At 38.9% G+C, this 18005-nt stretch carries 13 protein-coding genes and 2 pseudogenes; 3 read left to right on the forward strand and 12 right to left on the reverse strand.

Annotated elements, in window-relative coordinates; translation table 11 throughout:
* Nucleotides 1-171 precede the first annotated feature (171 nt).
* The 12 genes and pseudogenes from L654_RS0125200 to L654_RS0125255 all read right to left on the reverse strand — a co-directional run bounded on the left by L654_RS0125200 (nucleotide 172) and on the right by L654_RS0125255 (nucleotide 12737).
* Nucleotides 172-2904: an ExeM/NucH family extracellular endonuclease gene (locus tag L654_RS0125200; RefSeq protein ID WP_024589476.1), complete on the reverse strand. Its 2733-nt coding sequence runs from the start codon at nucleotides 2902-2904 to the stop codon at nucleotides 172-174.
* Between the two features lie 128 nt (nucleotides 2905-3032).
* On the reverse strand, nucleotides 3033-4043 hold the full coding sequence (hemB, locus tag L654_RS0125205; RefSeq protein ID WP_024609387.1) for a porphobilinogen synthase: 1011 nt from the start codon (nucleotides 4041-4043) through the stop codon (nucleotides 3033-3035).
* A 12-nt stretch (nucleotides 4044-4055) separates the two neighbouring features.
* Nucleotides 4056-5842 (reverse strand): annotated as a pseudogene (locus L654_RS01000000126860) (diguanylate cyclase).
* Entirely contained in the window at nucleotides 5842-6627 is a 786-nt protein-coding gene (locus tag L654_RS0125215; RefSeq protein WP_024589474.1) for a TatD family hydrolase, read from the reverse strand. Before L654_RS0125215 ends, L654_RS01000000126860 begins: the two are co-directional and overlap by 1 nt.
* Nucleotides 6627-7145: a hypothetical protein gene (locus L654_RS0125220; RefSeq protein ID WP_024589473.1), complete on the reverse strand. Its 519-nt coding sequence runs from the start codon at nucleotides 7143-7145 to the stop codon at nucleotides 6627-6629. The genes L654_RS0125215 and L654_RS0125220 overlap by 1 nt, the downstream gene beginning before the upstream one ends.
* A 1-nt stretch (nucleotide 7146) precedes the next feature.
* Nucleotides 7147-7887 (reverse strand): twin-arginine translocase subunit TatC, encoded by a 741-nt coding sequence (gene tatC / locus L654_RS0125225; RefSeq protein WP_024609388.1) that lies wholly within the window; start codon nucleotides 7885-7887, stop codon nucleotides 7147-7149.
* A gap of 48 nt (nucleotides 7888-7935) precedes the next feature.
* Nucleotides 7936-8268 (reverse strand): Sec-independent protein translocase protein TatB, encoded by a 333-nt coding sequence (gene tatB, locus L654_RS0125230; protein WP_024609389.1) that lies wholly within the window; start codon nucleotides 8266-8268, stop codon nucleotides 7936-7938.
* Nucleotides 8269-8273: 5 nt separating this feature from the next.
* Nucleotides 8274-8522, reverse strand: a complete 249-nt coding sequence (tatA, locus tag L654_RS0125235) for a Sec-independent protein translocase subunit TatA (protein WP_007579853.1) — start codon at nucleotides 8520-8522, stop codon at nucleotides 8274-8276.
* Nucleotides 8523-8602: 80 nt separating this feature from the next.
* Nucleotides 8603-10207 (reverse strand): ubiquinone biosynthesis regulatory protein kinase UbiB, encoded by a 1605-nt coding sequence (gene ubiB, locus L654_RS0125240; RefSeq protein ID WP_024609390.1) that lies wholly within the window; start codon nucleotides 10205-10207, stop codon nucleotides 8603-8605.
* A 9-nt stretch (nucleotides 10208-10216) separates the two neighbouring features.
* A complete protein-coding gene (locus L654_RS0125245; RefSeq protein ID WP_024609391.1) occupies nucleotides 10217-10900 on the reverse strand; it encodes an SCP2 sterol-binding domain-containing protein in 684 nt (227 codons plus the stop codon).
* 11 nt (nucleotides 10901-10911) lie between these two features.
* On the reverse strand, nucleotides 10912-11667 hold the full coding sequence (ubiE, locus tag L654_RS0125250) for a bifunctional demethylmenaquinone methyltransferase/2-methoxy-6-polyprenyl-1,4-benzoquinol methylase UbiE (RefSeq protein ID WP_024589468.1): 756 nt from the start codon (nucleotides 11665-11667) through the stop codon (nucleotides 10912-10914).
* A gap of 83 nt (nucleotides 11668-11750) precedes the next feature.
* Nucleotides 11751-12737: a GGDEF domain-containing protein gene (locus L654_RS0125255; RefSeq protein ID WP_024609392.1), complete on the reverse strand. Its 987-nt coding sequence runs from the start codon at nucleotides 12735-12737 to the stop codon at nucleotides 11751-11753.
* 358 nt (nucleotides 12738-13095) lie between these two features.
* On the opposite strand from L654_RS0125255, the gene L654_RS0125260 reads away from it, so the two are divergent.
* From L654_RS0125260 to L654_RS01000000126865, 3 genes and pseudogenes are all read left to right on the forward strand, one after another.
* On the forward strand, nucleotides 13096-14877 hold the full coding sequence (locus L654_RS0125260) for a DUF885 domain-containing protein (protein ID WP_024609393.1): 1782 nt from the start codon (nucleotides 13096-13098) through the stop codon (nucleotides 14875-14877).
* A 180-nt stretch (nucleotides 14878-15057) separates the two neighbouring features.
* On the forward strand, nucleotides 15058-16539 hold the full coding sequence (locus tag L654_RS0125265; RefSeq protein WP_024589465.1) for an FMN-binding glutamate synthase family protein: 1482 nt from the start codon (nucleotides 15058-15060) through the stop codon (nucleotides 16537-16539).
* A 134-nt stretch (nucleotides 16540-16673) separates the two neighbouring features.
* A pseudogene (locus L654_RS01000000126865) lies at nucleotides 16674-18005 on the forward strand (IS4 family transposase); the annotation flags it as partial.

Raw genomic sequence — 18005 nt, forward strand, 5'->3', positions numbered from 1 at the left:
TTTGTTGTGTAAAATTCACTCAAATGTATGTAGTTGTTACTGATTAATTACTAGAAGATTCACAGATCGTCTGAACATATTACGGGGGGTTTAATGAAGCTTGTCTGAATTACATTTGTATAAAATAAAAAAGCCGCAAGAGCGGCTTTCAAATGTTTAGATTTAACTTAGTTATTTCTTTTTAAATCGACGCACTATTGATAGTGGTGCTAAAAGAAGTGATAACCATAATAATGAACCTGCATCATTATCATCATCTGAGCGTAAGTTATTTACTTTCACGGCTACTTTTTCAACGTTAGATAAGTTACCCACGCTATCCTGAGCTTGCACTGTTAAAGTAATACGATTTTCAAATTCGTAATCAATCTCTCCAGCAACAATTAGCTGCCCCTGATTGTTAATAGAAACGCTGTCATTATCAGATGTAATAAATTTAACAACTGGTGATTCATCGGCATTTGGATCACTAAAATCGAGTGTGCCGATAATTGTTCCAATTGCGCTGTTTTCATCGACTGCAAAAACTTGATCAGCTTTAATAACTGGCGTTTGTTCTTCAGGTGTTAAAGTGATTTCAGATTTAATATCAATAATTACAGGGTCGTGATCTGATGCGCGGTATGCACTTTCAGAATACAAACTAGATTGTTGACCTTCGCTTTTAAACTCTACATTGTAATCAAGAGAAATAGGTTCATCTGCGTTGATGTGCCAATCTGTTGCTGCGACAATTTTGCTAAGTAGTGATTGGGTAGCTACTGCATGATCTAAACTACCTGCGCGACCAGAAAAACTGTAAGAATAACCAAGCGTATCACCATCAATTTCTGCAACTACATTTTTGTAGCCTTTATCAGCAAATGCACGTATAGGATCTTCCATTGCGTAAGCATTCATATCGCCGACTAAAATAGTATCTTCGTCGTCAACACCGGTTGGTTTGCTATCAAGCCAATTTGCGAATGCATTAGCACCTTCTGTGCGTATTTCATTCCAACAGCCTTGTCCATCACCTGAATCTGCATTGTTTCCAGAAGCACTACCACAGCTTTTAGATTTAAGGTGTGACACAGCAACAGTAAATACTTCATCAGTTTCTAATGATTTAAAGCTTTGTGCAATTGGAGCACGGTTACTAAAATCAAATGGAGCCTCAGTCGTAATAGCAGCAGTACCTATTTCTTCTACTTTGTTAGCACGATAGATAAGTGCGGTAGTAATTGCATCGGTACCAATTTGATCTACGTTAAAATCAACAAATGCATAGTTGTTAGCACTATCAGCGTCATTTAATGCATCTACTAAGCTTGCAATTGCACTAAATTCGCCAAAACCATCATTTTCAATTTCCATTAAACCAACAACATCGGCCTGGATAGCGCTAATGGCACTTACAATTTTAGCTTCTTGGCGAGTAAATTCAGCTTCTGAATCTGCACCTCGGGCTGTCGGGAACCCTCCGCCTTGGCCATCACCATTAAAGTAATTAAGTACGTTAAAGCTAGCTACACGTAAATCTGCTTCAGCATTAAGTTCAGGCGCATTTTCACGTGCATTTGTTGCAATAAACGAAGGTGCTACAGTTGGGTGGATTCTGTAAAGGCTAAAGCTATAAGCAAGTGCCCCCGTAACCGTATTAACTGTATCGCCAGTACGTAATGTATTTTCTGCTGATAAGCCCGGAGTTGGGTAGGCTGTAGGGTCTAAGTTTTGTACTGTAGAGCCATCATCTAGTAAAATCTTTTTAAGTAGATTTTCAGTTTCAACTGCATTAGCTGCATCTCCAGGTAATGCAACTTGGGTACCTTGATACAAGCGTTCTGTTGCTAATTCAACTTCACCATATCGACCAAGGCCAAAGTTATTAGTTACTACTAATGGTTGTTCTAATGTAACTAACATACCTTCAAAAGCTTCTAAATCAGTTGTATCAGCTAAAGGTAAAGTGATTTTTGTAGCTGCTGCAGCTAAACCAGTGCCACATACGGCAACTTGGCTAACACTGCCGATTTGTGTTGCATCAAAATATTCTTCTACAGTACCTTGTACACGTACATGGTCGCCTACGTTTACGTCAATATCTGCAAAATAAACAAATACACCTTCAGAGGTGAGAGGATTTGCATCTATGTCAGCAGCAAGTGAGCTAACGAAAAAGCCTTTTAATTGATCATCATCTTGGAAGTCTGCGGTTACAATACCCTCAAACTCTACTAAAGTATTAACAAGCGGGCTTGCAGAGCTATCGCCTTGTATAGCGTTAATTAGTACTTTTTCTGCGCCACAAACAAGTGGTTCAAGTGGTTCTGGTTCTGGAATTGGTTCAGGAGCACTGCCTTCAGAACCAGAATGAGAACCTAATCCATCGAATGTATCTATATCAAATTGAACCCATTCATCGCTAGGGCTAAACGCTGATGTTGAATCAGTGCGGCCTGTTGTAATACTGTCTTTTCTACGGAGTGTTTTGTTTTGCGTTTGTGCTGAGGCATCAGACCAAAATGACCCTGGATCTACACCCACTTGACCAAAGCTATCGACTACAATACCATCTTTTGTTAACACAAGAGCATCGTCACCGTTGTAAAATGTAACAGTGCTAGTAGTATCGGAAATACTTAGTATGTCTTCAATTGCGCCGGAGTTGGCAATTACGTATGTTGTATTTGCAGCTAATTCACCTGTTAAAGCAATAGAATTTCCTACAGTATCGCTACCGTTTGAATACAGTCCTAATGTGTATCCATCAAGTACTATTGAGGTAGGTGCATTATTATAAAGCTCAATTGCTTTATTATTACTGCTTCCCTCTATATATTCTGAAATGATTAGATCAGCGGATGCTGGTGCACTGAGACTTGCTATAACAAGTGCGAGTGGTGTTATTTTTGTTTTAAACATTTTTTTATTATTCCCGTGTATTAATCCCAAAATGGGACACCAGTTTAGAGAATAAATATGACGAAAATAATACAAAAATGTAAATGAATGTAAACAAAAGGCGATTTAACCGCCTTTTTATAAAAACCTTACTTTTTAGCTAGGTATTGTGCGGCTTGCTTAGCAAAATAGGTCAATATTCCATCGGCGCCTGCACGCTTAAATGCAAGTAAAGACTCCATTATAGTAGCTTCCTCACTTAACCAACCGTTATCAATAGCTGCTTTGTGCATTGCATACTCGCCACTTACCTGATATGCGAAAGTAGGTACACCAAACTCGTCTTTAACACGACGTACAATATCTAAATAAGGCATGCCAGGCTTAACCATGACCATATCAGCGCCTTCTTGTAAGTCTAATGCGACCTCACGTATTGCTTCATCAGAGTTTGCAGGGTCCATTTGGTAGGTTTTTTTATCGGCACCTTTTAAGTTTCCAGCAGAACCTATTGCATCTCTAAATGGGCCATAGTAGCTAGATGCGTATTTAGCTGAGTAGGCCATAATACGGGTATGCACAAACCCATCAGCTTCAAGTGCTTCACGAATTGCAGCAATACGGCCATCCATCATGTCCGAAGGGGCAATTACATCAGCGCCCGCTTCTGCATGCGAGAGTGCTTGTTTAACTAAAATTTCGGTGGTTACGTCGTTTATTACATAGCCTGTGTCATCAATAATGCCGTCTTGACCGTGCGTCGTGAATGGATCAAGTGCACCATCAGTAATTACACCCAACTCAGGAAAGGCTTCTTTTAAAGCGCGAACAGTGCGTTGCACTAAGCCATCGTCATTATATGCTTCTTCGGCAAATAGTGATTTTTTGTCCGCAGGGGTTACCGGAAAAATAGCAACGGCAGGTACGCCAAGATCAACAAGTTCTTTTGCCTCAAGTAATAGTAAATCTATCGATAGACGTTCAATACCAGGCATTGATTCAATTGCTTCGCGACGATTTTTACCTTCTAGTACAAATACAGGGTAAATTAAATCGTTTACGCTAAGTTGGTTTTCGGCCATTAAGCGGCGAGAAAAGTCGCTGCGGCGCATTCTGCGCATGCGAGTATACGGGAAAAGGTCTAATCCTGATTGGGCCATATTAATATGCTCCTACTGTGGTAATGGAAAAGTGATTACTTGATTACGGCCATGTTGCTTTGCGTAATAAAGTGCTTTGTCGGCGCACTCAGTAAAAATTTGAGGGTTGCTAACATCATCAGCAATGCTGGTGTATACACCAGCGCTAATTGTAAATTGAATATCATTATTGGCAACCGTTACTGTACTGGCTGAGATAGCTGCTCNCCGCCATAACGAGCAACTTCATCGAGTGGTCGCTTTAAATGATCTTTTATAAGGTCAGATACAGCTTTAATAACTTGATCGCCAATTATGTGTCCGTATGTATCGTTAATACTTTTGAATCGGTCTATATCAAGCATAACAATACTAAGCGGTGTTTGTTCTCGGCGAGACCGACGAATCTCCATTATTAGCTTTTTATCAAAAAAGCGTCTGTTTTTTATTCCGGTTAAAGCGTCTTCGGTATTGAGTAACTCAAGTGAGCGGTTTTTTTCTTCAAGTTCTCTGAGTGTAACTTGTAATTCAAAGGTGCGTTCGTCGACTTGTGATTCGAGTTCTTGGCGTGTTTTTTCTTGTAACTTTAAGCGCTCTTTAAGTAGCGTATCTTGAGCCGCATTTTCAGCAATCAAGGTTTGCTGAGCAATTACTTCTTCATCACGTTGCAAAATAAATAACTTCATTACACTGTAGCATAGACTAAATGTGCAGCTAAAAAAGCATGTAAATACAAATGCTAATGTACTTCTGTCAAAGGCGTATAGCCCTATTACTGCAACAATAAAATAAAGCATCACCACCAAGAAAAAAACTAATACGAGCAGTAGCGCTTTATTAGGTTTAGAAGGTGATAAACGTATGCACATAAGTGTAGTTGCAATATAAAAGCCTAAAACGATTGGGATAGTAGTTAAGCAAAATAGTGTCACTATATGGTTTGGAAATAGCCAAATAAATAATAACGAGATACCTAATGCGTTAACTACCACTTTTTGAACCGTTAGTAAAAAAGAGGGCTTTGGATGGCAAATTTGCTTTTGTAAAGGCAAAAACATTAAAGCAATAAGCATAAGTAATACAGGGATCATAACTTGCTGTAATGCTGGCAAATTAGGATGAATATATTTTAGGCCAAAGCCACAAATGTAGGCTAATAAACTACCTAATGTGAGGGTAATTAAACCAGCATAAACAAAATAACGTTTACGTGAAAAACTATATAAAACTAAGCAACTCACACCTAAAGAAAATATAAAACCAATCAATAAGCCATAGAGTAAATTAAGTTTACCTTTATGTGCCAAATAAGCTTCTGGTTGCCACAGCGTTAAAGGGACTCGCAAGCCGGAGCTATTCGTCACTCTCATAATAATAATGGTTTCGCTATTTGCAGGGCTAATTAATTTAACTAATAAAGATTCACTCTTAATCGCACGTTTATCAAGGGGGTATGCATCGCCAATTTGGGTGTGAGAAATTAATTGCGAGTTATGTAACTGATATACTTGAACGTCGTTTAGCAGAGGGTTGTTTAGTGACAACAGTTGTTCGGTATTATAACTAAGCGTGTTTTTTATTTTAAATTTTATCCACACAGAACGCTGCTCTAGTCCTAAATTAAGAGGTTTTCCTGTGTTTTTTAGCCACTGTATATGGCCACTTTGTTGTGCACTTAATAGCGATGTTGGTTCAAAAGAGTAATACAGATTATTGATGTTTTGAGAGTTAAAATCGTGTTTTATTATTACCGGGTTTGCGAAAGAGCAAAAAGTGCAAAGGAATACCAATAGGCTTAAAAGTGCCTTTGCATAGGCCATTAACGATCTTCTAAACCAAAAACACGGTGAAAATTTTCTGTAGTTTTACGGGCTACAACTTCTTCATCTATTTGATAAAGTTGTGCAACCGTTTGACAGATATAAGGAAGCAGGGCAGGTTCATTTTTACGCGATTTAGGTTTTGGCTTAACTGTTCGTGGAATTAAAAATGGCGCGTCAGTTTCTATTAATAATCGATCTAGAGGAATACTAGGCACTAGTTGTTGTAAATCTTTACCACGCCTTTCATCACATACCCAACCTGTTATACCAATATACAGACCTAAATCTAAATATTGCTTAAGAGCTACTGAGTTACCCGTAAAGCAATGAAGCACACCGCGAATATTAAACTCTTTTAGAATGCTCAACATATCGTCACTTGCATCACGTTCATGTAAGTAAACAGGTAAATCTAATTTTTCGGCAAGCACTAGGTGGCGTCTAAAAACACTACGCTGTACATCGCGAGGTGAAAAGTCACGGTTATAATCAAGGCCGCATTCACCAATCGCTATGACTTGCTTATTGTTTGCAAGTGCAGTTAATTGTACTTCTAATTCATTCGTCGCCGATTTAGCATCATGCGGGTGGACACCCGCCGTAGAATATTGAAGATGTTTTATCGCAAGTTCAAGTGATTGCTGACTACTTGCAATATCACAACCTATAATAAGCATATTTGTAACCCCGGCTTCGCTTGCGCGGGTAATTACATCACGATGCTGGTCATCAAATTGATGATTAGTTAAGTTAACCCCAGCATCAATTAACGTATATGACATTACTTAGTACGTTTAACGCGAATAGAGCGGTTTTTACCGTCTTTTTTCAGTAAGAAAGAGCTGAATGCACCGCGACTAATTATAATTGTATCATTTTCTTTTAAACGCATGCTGTCAGAGCCAATTTGGCGCCATTGTTGGCCGTTATCTAGTGAAATAATTAACTCGCCATAAGCAGCTTCATCAATTGATGTAATCATGGCTTTTATTTCAGTTTCTTTCTCTACTTGCTCTTCTATTTTATGCTCTAAACCAAAATTGTCAGCTTTTGCCTTTGCTTGAATTGGTGCTGCAGCTACGACTTGAGGCACATTGTTAGCCGTTGGTGGAGTGAGCGTTTTTGTTATTGTTGGCTTTGTTAGTGATTTACCAGCAATTGTATTGTCATAGCAAAGTAATCGGTTAAAGTCATTTTCAATAAAGCTACATGCTTGCAGGGCCTGAGTATTAAATTCAGTTTGCGCAGCAAAAGTAGGCGCACTTAATAAAACCAATAGTGAGAGTAGTTGTTTTTTCATTTTATTCCTCAGATTCTTTTTGTGGTTTGGCGGTATAAAATTTTGCTAAAATTAAACCTAGTTCAAACAAAAGAAGCATCGGAAATGCTAATAATGTTTGTGATAAAACATCAGGCGGTGTTAAAAACATTGCCACTACAAATACACCCACCACGATATAAGGGCGCTTTTCTTTTAAGCTTGTTGTTGTTGTTGCGCCACTCCAGCATAGCAACATAATTGCCACTGGAATTTCGAAAGCGACACCGAATGCAAAAAATAGTTTTAATACGAATCCTAAATAGCTAGCGATATCGGGTGCTAGAGTCATCATTTCGGGACCTGTACTTGTAAAAAAACCTAATATAATTGGTAGCACTGCAAAATAGCAAAAAGCGATACCTCCATAAAACAAGACAACGCTTGAGATTAGTATAGGTATTAGCATTTTTTTTTCATTTTGGTACAAGCCAGGAGCTATAAACCCCCAAATTTGATGAAGTATCCATGGAGTAGATAATAAAGCCGCAACAAAAAAAGTAAGCATCATAGGGACTATAAAAGGGTCACTCACATTTATAGCTATCATGGTCGCGCCATTAGGTAAATGAACCACTAATGGTGCAGCTATAAGTTCGTAAATATCATCTTTAAAATAAAACAGCGCGATAAAAAATAATAAAATGCTCAATAGCGCTTTTATTAGTCGATCACGTAACTCAATTAAATGAGATACAAACCCCGATTTTACTTCCTCAACCATTATTTTTTATACCATGTAGTAAGTTGACCACAAAGTGAGAGATAAATTTCACTTTTTTTCATCAAGTTGTTGGCTATTTGATGTATCAGGTTGTGTTTTTTTGTAGCTGTGAGTAACTGACTCAGCCGCTTTTTGTAGCTCCGTTAATGAACTTTGTAGCTCAGGGCTTAAGTCTTTTAGTTCTTGTTGTTCTGCTTTTTTAAGGTTTTCGTGAAGTTCATGAATACGCAGTTCTTCACTTACTTCGGCTTTTACCGAGTTGGCAAGTGATTTAGCGGTTTTAACCCATTTACTCACTGTTCTAATAGCAACAGGTAAGCGCTCAGGGCCGAGCACCACTAAGCCAACAATAAAAACAACAACAAGTTCCCACATCCCCATACTAATTAAACCTTATTGCTATCTTTGTTTTTTTCAGTATTGGTTGAGTCGTCAACGGTGCTTTTTTCTGATTGTTGAATTTGCTCTGATTTTTCTTGCTCACTCGCTGTGTCGTCCGACATTGCTTTTTTGAAGCCTTTAACAGCGCCTCCAATATCACCACCCATACCGCGTAGCTTTTTTGTGCCGAAAAGTAAAACTATGATTGCTAAAACAATTAATAATTGCCAAATACTAATACCACCAAAACCCATGGTTTTCTCCAATATATAAAACGGTTAAATGTATATTTTAAATACTAATTATACGCCCAATAGCGCAAATAGCACTCAGTTTATGCGTTGCGCCATGCTGCAATAAAGCTAATAGCGGATAAGGCTATTGCAATGCTTGCAGCTACTAAATCGTGCTGTAAATAACAAAGTGTTGCCATAATCATTGTAGCACTACCAAATAAACTCAATATTAAAGGTTTATGAGATACCTTTTGTTCTTGAGGTTGATGAGCGTATGGTGCACGCTTTAAATTTTGGTAAATTAGATCAGGTAGTTCAGGCATTTTTTCAGCCCAAAATGGCAAGTTAGCATACATTTGCTTCAGTACTGATAGCGGTCCAACTTGCTGCTTCACCCAATCTTCTAAAAAGGGTTTGGCTGTTTTCCATAAGTCGAGTTGCGGGTAAAGCTGACGCCCTAATCCTTCAACGTATAATAAGGTTTTTTGTAGCAATACTAATTGCGGTTGTACTTGCATGTTAAAACGACGTGCAGTATTAAATAGATTTACGAGCACGTGACCAAATGAAATTTCAGCCAAAGGTTTATTAAATATAGGCTCGCAAACTGTGCGAATCGCAAATTCAAATTCTTCAATGCTAGTATCTGGTGGTACCCAACCTGAATCAACGTGTAGCTGTGCAACTTGGCGATAATCACGATTAAAAAAGGCGATAAAGTTTTCAGCTAAATAGCGTTTATCTTCTTTGCTTAACGTACCAACTATACCGCAATCAATACCGATATACATTGGATTTTCAGGATGCTCGCGAGAGACGAATATATTACCAGGGTGCATGTCGGCATGAAAAAAGCTGTCTCTAAACACCTGCGTAAAAAACACTTCTACGCCGCGCTCAGCAAGTAATTTCATATTAGTGTTTTGCGCCAGTAATGCATTCGTATCAGACACCGGTATACCGTAAATACGCTCCATTACCAGCACATTGCTACGGCTATAATCACTGTAAACTGCAGGGATATATAATGAATCAGAGCCTTCAAAATTGCGTTTTAGTTGAATGCCGTTGGCACCTTCTCGCATTAAATCGAGCTCGTCTAGGAGTGTTTTTTTGTATTCTTTAACCACTTCAACGGGGCGTAGACGTTTTGATTCGTTATGGACTTTTGCAAGTACCTTAGCGAGCTTTTCCATTAACGCTAAATCGGCATTAATTTGCTCGTAAATATTGGGTCTAATAACCTTAATGACTACATCTTGTTCAATGCTTTGCTCATCAATAAGCTTTGCTGTATGTACTTGCGCTATAGATGCAGAGGCCAGTGGAGTTTGTGAAAACTCACTAAACAATTCACTTATATCGTTAATTTCTAGCGCTTTTTCTATGATTTTTTGTGCAAGTTCGCCTTCAAATGGCTGAACTTGATCTTGTAAAAATGCAAGCTCTAAAGCGATATCATGAGGGAGTAAGTCACGACGAGTTGAGAGCATTTGGCCAAACTTAATCCAAACAGGACCAAGCTCTTGTAGTGCCAAACGTAAGCGTAGCCCTGCAGGTTTTTCTTTGTGCTGATTACGCAGCCAAAACAAACTGCCACGAGCTACTCTACCAAACCAAGGGATCTTATGTTTTGGAATTAGCTCGTCTAGCCCATAGCTAAGTAAAGTTTTGGTGATGTTATATAAACGTGCAGTCGACACAAAAAATCCTTAGCGGGTGTTTGAAGGTGAAAAAGAGTTTAACAGGGTATTTATACGCTGCTCAACAGCAGCGACTTGGCCTTTGAGTTCTCTATTTTTTTGTTTAAATTGCTCAAGTTCTAATGGGTGAATAGTAATTGCGAGCTCATCTTGGCATAAACTTGTAAGCATTGTACTTATTTTAGTGTTGGTTTTGCTGCTCTTTTGTTTTAGTTTTTTTAAGTGCAGATATAACTGCTGGGCGGGAGTATCACCAATGTATCTAGAGAGCTGTTCAGGCCAATCAATATCAATGCCTGAAAACGCATTACTATAAGTTTGCGCAATATTTAAATCGCCTTGTAAGTCGAGCTTATCTTGGCGAATTAACTGGGTAAGCATAGCTGGGTTTTTAAGCGCTAAAAGCGTGTCTATGTCTGCGCTGATCATACAATCTGCGTTTTCATTATTTTGAGCACTGTATAAGTGTAATTGCTCAGCGCTATAAACAAGTTGGATGCTTTGTTGCCAATCTCTTACTTCAACCACTAAGCGCTGATGTTTAACTGCGCTTAGCTTTTGAGATAATTGTGGGTCAAGGCTAAGTGCTTGATTTAGTACACGCTCAATAAGCGAGAGTACAAAACTAGGTAACATAAAAAATTCAGATGGCATTGCATCATTATTATTTTTTGTTATTTTCTCAAGCGCCATAACTGCTAGCCTTAATATTTAAAACCACGATGCAGCGCAACAATTCCGCCTGTGAGGTTTTGGTATGTTGTTTGCTCAAAGCCTGCATCTTCCATCATCGCTTTTAGCGTGTCTTGATCTGGATGCATACGAATAGATTCAGCTAAATACTTATACGATTCACTGTCGTTAGCAACTAGCTTACCCATTGTAGGCAATAAATTAAATGAGTAAAAATCGTAAGCTTTACTAAGTACGTCATGCTCTGGTTTTGAAAACTCTAAAACAAGTAAACGACCACCTGGCTTTAAAATGCGGTACATAGAGCGTAATGCTTTGTCTTTATCGGTAACGTTACGTAAGCCAAAGGCAATAGTGATCACATCAAAGCTATTATCTGGGAACGGCAGCATTTCTGCATTCATTTGTACGTAGTCTATATTGCCCACTAACCCAAGATTATGTAGTTTTTCACGACCAACTTTAAGCATAGATGAGTTTATATCACCTAAAACAACTTGACCCGTTTCGCCAACTAATTGACTAAATTTTGCAGTTAAGTCGCCAGTACCGCCGGCTAAATCGAGTACATGATGGCCTTTACGAACACCTGAGCTTGCAATAGTTTGACGTTTCCATAAACGATGCACACCAAAAGACATTAAATCATTCATTACATCGTATTTTGCAGCTACTGAGTGAAATACATCAGCAACCATAGAAGCTTTGTCGTTCTCGGCTACTGTTTTATAACCAAAATGCGTGGTCTTTTGTTCGGTTTCGTTCATGATTAATCTCTATCGTGACAATAGAGGTTAGTGTACTTTATTGTACGCAGTAGGTGCAATTTGAATATGATTTATCAGGTAATTTATTGCCCTGCAGTGTAACTACTTTGCCCTAATGAACGTGCTTTAAAAGCCGCATGAGATGCTTTTTTTGCTAACTGATTAAAATCATCTTCTTGTTGATGCTGTGCAATTCCTAATGATAAGCCAATACTTGGTAGCTTGATACCTGTTTTTGAACTAACAAAGCGTAGCTTTTCGACCCCATTTCGTACTTTCTCGGCTATCACATTGGCCGTATCTGGGTCGATGTCTGCGAGCAAAACAGTAAATTGATCTTTAGCTGTGCGACCAGGTAAGCCACTTTGAAAAACATATTTTTGCACTTGCTTCGCTACCTTACTCAAAATGACTTCACCAATAATATCACCATAATTTTTAGTAAAGTGGTCAAGGTTGTCTATTTGAATCGCTATTGCGCAAATAGATTTTTGTTGATTAGTCCACACTTGGGTTTGTTGCGTTAAATAATGGCGCTTATAAAGCCCTGTTTGGCTATCAATAATATGCTGTTTACGAAGTTGAGTTAGGTGCTTTTGTGTTTTTTCGTGTAGTTGTTTGACTTTGCTTAGTTCTTGCTTAAATTGCTTATGTTGGTTGAGTAATTCGGCGGTTTGATTATGAAGTACTTCAAGCGCTTGACGGCTTTGTTCTATGTTGTTCTCATCTAGCGAATGTACGCATTCGCTTACTTGACCCGCAAAGCGAATTATTTGCTTTTCAGTAGCTTGAGAATTTTGAGAAAGTGAGTTTATAACACCATCAACATTTTGAATCATGTTAACTTGCGCTTTGTGCCCAGTATTTAAAAACTCAGAATGTAGCTGTTCAATTAAAACGCTATCTATATTGTCTTCAACAGCAATAGCACGGTCTAAAGCTTTATTTAGCTTGAGATTAGTTTGACTGGTATAAGCATAAATAACTTGATAATTCAGCGGCGTAGGTGGGAGCGCATAACGCTCTAAAAAAACACACACTTTGGTCATTTTTTCTTGTGCAATAGCCATGGAATCATGGAACATCATTTTTTAAATACCAACTAAGTACGCATAAGTGCAAATTCGAATATCTCATTCCATGAGGCGGTTATGCGTCCGAGCTTTTTATTATTTTTTACTACAGTAATCGTTATGTGCGTTATTTAAAAGTAAAAACAGGTGTTAGGGAACTTAAATTTTACTTTAGCAGCTTGATAGCTGTTTTTCTCATCAATTAAGCTTATTATTAACTCTGTTAGTGTCGTTTTTCACTTTAATACACTTGTTTTTAGTAAGGTTTATTAATTAAAGTTGGTCTCATTTACTTGCTATTTATTTAGCCTGCGATAGCTTTGTGAAATTAATAACACTGCTAAGTTACATTATAATGAATCATTTTTTAATTAAGCCACTTCGCCAATATTTATTTGGCATCACGGTTTTGTGCTCATTGAGTGCATGCCAAATAACAACACCAAATGCCAATAAACAATTCACCCAAGTAGCGAAAAGCATTATCGATTATAGGCAAAGTACTAATCCTTATAGAAACTTAGAGGGAGTTGAAGGTTACTTATTACCAAATTTATCGCCCGAATTTTTAGCACAAGAATATAAAAATAAAACGCGATTACTTGCTGAATTAGACACTATTAATATTGAAAAGCTAAGCGATGAAAATCAAATTAACTTCGATATTATTCGAGCTCAAGTACAAAACAGTGTCGATGAATATGTATTTAATGCGCACTATATGCCGCTCACCTCTGAATATGGGTTTCATTCTGGTTTGTCGTACATAATAAATAGCTCTCAATATAAAAACCCGGAAGATTACCAAGTGTATCTTGCACGATTGGCGCAAGTTCCGCGCTTTTTTGAGCAAAACATGTATTGGATGAAAAAAGGGCTTGAGACTGGGCTTACTCAACCTAAAGCTGTATTGGAAGGTTATGAAGATTCAATTAATGCTTACATTGTTGACGATGTAACTACATCTGAGTTTTATAAACCTTTTTTAACTAATACAGCGGGTTTGAGCGACAGTGAATTTAAAGCACTACAACAAAAAGCCAAAATCATTATAAAAAAAGAGGTTATAAAATCTTATAAAGGTTACTTAGTGTTTTTTACGCAGCAGTATCGACCTTTTGCACGTACAAGTATTGGCATATCAGAAACACCTAATGGCGAAGCGTTTTATAAAAATAGAGCTAAGTACTACACCACCACCGACATGACACCTAAAGAGATTCACGAACTTGGCTTAAAAGAAGTTGAGCGAATTCGTAGTGAAATGGAAAACGTAATAGCAGAGGTAGGTTTTAAAGGCACGTTTGCTGAATTTATCCACTTTTTACGCACTGATCCACAATTTTACGCTACAACACCAGAGCAGCTTTTAAAAGAAGCATCTTATATTGCTAAAAAAATGGATGCACAACTGCCTAAGTTATTTCATACCTTACCGCGCAAACCTTATGGTGTAGCACCTGTACCGGCCAGTATTGCACCTAAATACACAACCGGTCGATATTCAGGCTCTAATCGAGATAATGAAGCAGGGTATTATTGGGTAAATACTTACGCTTTAGATAAGCGTCCTTTGTATGTTTTGGAAGCATTAACGCTGCACGAAGCAGTGCCAGGTCATCATTTACAGATATCACTTAATGCAGAGCTTGAAAATCTGCCGAGCTATCGTCGTGATGCTTACCTTTCGGCATTTGGCGAAGGTTGGGGGCTTTACTCTGAATATTTAGGTTTAGAAGCAGGCTTTTACCAAGACCCATATAGCCGTTTTGGTCGTTTGACGTATGAAATGTGGCGAGCAGCGCGTTTAGTTGTTGATACAGGTATGCATACGTATGGCTGGAGTCGCGAGCGTGCCATGAACTTTATGAGCGAAAATACAGCGCTTTCGTTGCATAACGTTAAAACCGAAACCGATCGTTATATTACATGGCCTGCACAGGCGCTTTCGTACAAAATAGGTGAGCTAACTATTAAGCGTTTACGCGCTGAGGCAGAGCAAGCGCTAGGAAAAAACTTTGATATTCGTGAATTTCATCATCAAATATTACGTCATGGTTCAGTGCCTTTATCAGTGCTAGAAACACAAGTACGCATGTATATAAAAAATGAATCAGTTAAGCTGGAAAGTAAATAAGTATAATTTTAAAAAATGGGTACTGAGTTGTTTTTATAGCTATTTAAGTTACTAGTTTGTTGGTAAGTGTTTGTATTTGTTATTTTAAGCAAGCAAGTTAGTAAATATAATGAGCCATTTAGTTCATTAAAACGGTCAGTATTTATTAGGTATTATTTTAAAAATCACCAAGGGTCATAAATGAGCAATTTTATAATGTTTAGTATCGATATATTTGCAAGTATGTTTATAGTTGTACTCGGGTTCGTTGTGCTTACTGTTATTATTTTTTATATTCGAGATGTAACGCAAACAAAGCATGCTATTAGACGTAATTACCCTGTTATTGGTCGCTTTCGATATTTTTTTGAACGCCAAGGGGAGTTTTTTAGACAGTACTTTTTTGCTCAAGATAGAGAAGAAATGCCGTTTAACCGCGCAGAGCGAAGCTGGGTTTATCGTGCAGCAAAAGATGTTGACCGTACAGCTGCGTTTGGTTCTACGCAAAGCTTAGAAGTAACAGGTACGGTTATGTTTATGAACTGTGCTTTTCCTACTTTAGATGAAGAAGCACTCGACCCGAGCAATGTTACTTTGGGTCCATACTGTAAAACACCTTACACAACCAACTCGTTATTCAATGTATCTGGTATGAGTTTTGGTGCGCTTTCAAAGCCAGCTGTACGAGCCTTATCAAAAGGGGCAAAACTAGCAGGTTGTTGGATGAACACCGGTGAAGGGGGGTTAAGCCCTTATCACTTAGAAGGGGGGGCTGATATTGTTTTCCAAATTGGTACCGCTAAATATGGTGCACGAGACGAGCACGGTAATTTAAGTACTGAAAAACTTAAAGAAATAGCGGCTCACGAACAAGTAAAAATGTTTGAACTTAAAATGAGCCAAGGCGCAAAACCAGGTAAAGGTGGTATGTTACCAGGGCGCAAAGTCAACGCCGAAATAGCTAAAATTAGGGGTATACCAGAAGGGCAAGATTCTATTAGCCCCAATGGTCATCCTGAAATTAAAAACCCAGCCGATATTCTCGATATGATTGCCACTGTACGTAACGCGACAGGAAAGCCTACAGGCTTTAAAGCGGTAATTGGTGCTTACGGATGGTTAGAAACGTTGTTCGCTGAAATAAACCACCGTGGTATAGAGTCTGCACCTGACTTTATTACCATAGATAGTGCTGATGGTGGTACGGGCGCAGCACCACAACCGCTTATGGATTCGGTGGGTTTACCACTGCGCGAAAGTTTACCGCTTGTAGTTAACATGCTTGAAAAACATGGGCTGCGAGATCGTATTAAAATAATCGCCTCAGGTAAATTAATTGTTCCTTCAAAGGTTGCTTGGGCGTTAGCGCTCGGTGCTGATTTTGTTGTATCGGCTCGGGGGCATATGTTTGCACTGGGCTGTATTCAGGCAATGCAATGTAATAAAGATACCTGTCCGACGGGTATCACTACGCATAACGAGCGTTTGCAACGTGGTTTAAATGTAGCTGATAAAGCGCAGCGAGTAGCTAACTATAATAAATACATTCATTACGGAGCTGGGCTAATAGCTCATTCTTGTGGTGTGACTAGTGCACGCGAATTAAAACGTGAACATGTACGTATAGTGCAAGAAAGTGGTTTATCAGAACCGCTCGATAAAATTTACGAAAACTATAAGTAAGTTTTTAACTAACTAAAAAAGGCGCTAATAGCTGTCTCTTATACACAAATCCCTGCTAAGAAATTAGCGGGGATTTTTTTGAACTAAATCTCAATGTCATGATCAGATCTTCAAATCTTGTTTGAGGGCACATTATGATTAACGAACATACTCATTGGGCAAAACAACAATTCGGTAAATCGGACTTAGGTGATCCAAGAAGAACAGCGCGTCTGGTAAAGTTAGCATCAACGCTTGCAAATGAACCAGGAAAACCACTTGTGAACATCACTCAATCCCCCGCCNGATATGGAAGGTGCCTACCGCTTTATTCGCAACGAGAATATTGACGCAACGGCTATAGCAGAGTCAGGCTTTAAAGCCACGGTTGAACAAGCAAAAAGTCATAACTTATTGCTCGCATTAGAAGACACGACCACACTAATTTATAAACATTCCTCCATTCGAGATGATTTGGGTCATGTCGGACGAGGAGCAAAACAACGAGGCTTGTTAGCTCATAGCGTATTACTGTTTGCGCCAGACACAAAGCAAGTTGTGGGATTAATTGAACAGTCTCGCTGGAGTCGTGATATCAACACGATTGGAAAAAGAGAAAAACACGCGACGACTTCTTACGAAGAAAAAGAAAGTTACAAGTGGGAGTCAGCGTCACGAGCGATGGCAGAGCGGCTGCAAGGACAAATGGCGAACGTGATATCGGTGTGTGACCGCGAAGCGGACATCTACGAATACTTGCAGTATAAACTGACCGAGCAGCAACGATTCGTCGTACGCTCGATGCAAAGTCGTCATATTGAAGAAGGTGAGGATAAGCTCTATGCGTTCGCAAGCGAGCTGATGAGTGCAGGCACCAAACACATCCACATTGCACAAAAAGGAGGAAGAAAAGCCCGAAGCGCAACACTGGATATCACCTATGCGCCAGTGACACTCAAAGCGCCTTACAATAAGAAAGGACGCTCCCTACCAGTTTACTATGTCGGCTGTGCAGAGCGAGGAAACGCTGAGAACGGCTTAAGCTGGCACCTATTAACCAGTGAACCAGTCACCAGCAAAGAAGACGCCTTAGCTATCATCACCTACTATGAGCACCGTTGGCTTGTAGAGGAATACCATAAAGTCTGGAAAAGTGATGGCACGGATATCGAAAGTTTACGCCTTCAAAGCCAAGATAACATGGAAAGATTGGTGACGATTAATGGCTTTATTGCGACGCGAATATTGCAACTAAAGTTCACCAATGAGCAGCCTGATTCTCCAAGTTGTGAACAACTGTTATCTCCCAAAGCATGGAAGTTATTGTGGTTAAAGAGAATAAAAACACCATTGCCTGAAACTGCTCCAAATATGTCATGGGCGTATCAGGAACTGGCAAAGTTAGGAGGCTGGAAAGATACCAAGCGCACAGGGCGTGCATCTGTGAAAGTGTTATGGCAAGGATGGCTTAAGTTACAAGCCATCCT

The sequence above is a fragment of the Pseudoalteromonas sp. TAB23 genome, from assembly GCF_000498075.1.
In the GTDB taxonomy this organism is placed as follows: domain Bacteria; phylum Pseudomonadota; class Gammaproteobacteria; order Enterobacterales; family Alteromonadaceae; genus Pseudoalteromonas; species Pseudoalteromonas arctica.